At 80.2% G+C, this 2,504-nt stretch carries 1 protein-coding gene; it reads left to right on the top strand.

Translation table 11 applies throughout. The annotated features are described in order from the left end of the window. Window positions 1-2,504, top strand: a 2,504-nt coding sequence (locus KIK08_RS38600; RefSeq protein WP_214408263.1) for an ATP-binding protein, incomplete at both ends; no start/stop codon positions are given.

Below are 2,504 nucleotides of genomic sequence, written 5' to 3' on the forward strand. Positions count from 1 at the left end.
TCGACGACGAGCGCCTCGCGGCCGTGCAGGACCGCGCCGAGGCCGTGCTGGACGCCGGCGACGGCGCCGGGCTCGTCGGCGAGCTGACCGACCTCGCCGCCGCCCACCCCACCGACGAGCGGCTGCACGGCCTGCTGATGCGCGCGTTGCACCGCGCCGGCCGCCAGGACGCCGCCCTGGACGCGTACGCCGCGCTGCGGGCGCGCCTGGTCGAGCGGGCCGGGCTGGAACCCGGCCCGGAGCTGGGCCGGTTGCAGCGGCAGATCCTGGCCCAGGACCCCGCGCTCGACGCCCCCGCTCCCCCGCCGCGCCGCGCGCCGCTGCCGGCGCCACTGTCCGGGCTGGTCGGTCGGACCGAGGACGTCCGCGCGGTGCGGGCGGCGCTGGCCACGGGCCGGCTGGTCACGCTGACCGGCCCCGGCGGCGTCGGCAAGACGCGCCTGGCCGTCGCGGTGGCCGACGACCTGCCCGGCGAGGTCGTGCTCGTCGAGCTGGCCGGGCTCGACCGGGCGGGCTCCCCCGAGGCCGTCGGGGTCGCCGAGGCCGTCGCCGCGGCCCTCGGCATGCACGACGGCCCGGCCGACCTCGGGGAGCGGCTGGGCGCCGCGCTGCGCACCCGCGATGTGGTGCTGGTGCTGGACAACTGCGAGCAGGTCGTGGAGCCGGTCGCCGCGCTGGTGTCCCGGCTGCTGGGCGCGGCCCCGGCGCTGCGCGTGCTGACCACCAGCCGCGAGCCGCTCGGGGTCGTCGGCGAGGTGCTGCACGAGGTGCGCCCGCTGGCCGTGCCCCCGCCGGGTGCCCCGCGCCCGGAGGCGTTCGCCGCGGTGGCCCTGTTCGCCGAGCGGGCCGCCGCGGCCGCCCCCGGATTCGTCCTCGACGCCACCGGCACGACCGCCGTCGCGGCGATCTGCCGCCGTCTCGACGGCCTCCCGCTGGCCCTGGAGCTGGCCGCGGGGCGGGTGCGCGCGCTCGGCGTGCAGGGCGTCCTGGAGCGCCTGGACGACCGGTTCCGGCTGCTCGCCGGCGGGCGGCGCGGCGGCCCGCAGCGGCAGCGCACGCTGCGCGCGGTGGTCGACTGGAGCTGGCGGCTGCTCGCCGACGACGAGCGCGCGGTGCTGCGCAGGTTGGCGGTGCACCCCGAGGGCTGCGACCTGGCCGCCGCCGAGGCCGTCTGCGCGGGCCCCGACGTCGACGACGTGCTCGACGTCCTCGCCCGGCTGGTCGACCGCTCGCTGGTGGTCAGCCGCCCGAACGGGGCCGGGCCGCGGTTCGGGCTGCTGGAGACGGTCGCCGCGTACGGCCTCGACCGGCTGCGCGAGGCCGGTGAGGACGGCGGCGCGCACGACCGGCACGCCGCGCACTTCCTGGCGCTGGCCGAGCGCACCGCGCCCGAGCTGCACGGCGGAGGGCAGGGCGCGGCGCTGGCGCTGCTCGACCGGGAGACCCCGAACCTGCGCGCGGCCGCCGAGCACCTGGGCCGCCCCGGCGGCGACACCGCGGGGGCGCTGCGCCTGGCCGGCGCGCTGACCTGGTACCGGTTCCTGCGCGGGCGCCTGGGCGAGGCCGAGCGCGAGCTGCGCAGGGCACTGGGCCTGCCCGGCCCGGAGCAGGGCGCGCGGGCCAGGGCCCGCGCCTGGCTGGCCGCGCTCCGCGTCCTGGACGGCGACGCGCCGTCACCGCTCGCCCTCGACCCTCCCCTGACCGGCGACGACCCGCGCGCGGACGCCCGCACCCGCTGGTTCCTCGGCTACGTGCTGACCACCGTCGGCGACATGCCCGCCGCCACCCGCCACACCGACGCCGCGTTGCGCGCCTTCGAGTCCATGGGCGACCGCTGGGGCGTGGGCGCCGCACTGGCCGACCGGTCGACCCAGGTGCTGGCCCGCGGCGACCCCGAGGGGGCCCGCGAGGCGGCGCTGCGGGCGGCCGCGCTGTTCGACGAGGTCGGCGAGGGCTGGGGCCAGGTGCAGACGACGTTCGCGCTGGGCTCGCTGGCCGAGATCGCCGGCGACTACGAGGGCGCCATCGCCCAGCACCGCGCCGGGCTGCGGACCGCCGAACGGCTGGGCATGTGGGCCGAGGTGAGCTACCAGCTGTCCTGGATGGGGCGCGCGGCGCTGCTGCGCGGCGACCTCGACGGCGCCCGCGAGCTGCACGAGCGCGCCGAGCGGGCCGCCGTCGAGCACGGGTTCGGCGCCGGCCGCGTCTTCGCCCTGATCGGCCTCGCGCTGGGCGCGCGCCGGGCGGGCGACCTGGACGCCGCCGAGCGCCACCTGACCGAGGTGCTGCGCTGGCAGCGCGGGCTGGCCGACGAGCCCGGCAACTACCTGATCCTGGTCGAGCTGGGCTTCGTCGCGGAGCTGCGCGGCGACGCCGCCTCCGCCCTGCGCCACCAGCGCGAGGCGCTCGCCGTCGCCCGCCGCCTCACCGACCCGCGCGCCCACGCGCTGGCCTGGGAGGGCATGGCCGGCGCGCTGGTGCTGGCCGGCGACGCGGCCGCCGCG

Source organism: Pseudonocardia lacus (assembly GCF_018531445.1).
Lineage (GTDB): Bacteria > Actinomycetota > Actinomycetes > Mycobacteriales > Pseudonocardiaceae > Pseudonocardia > Pseudonocardia lacus.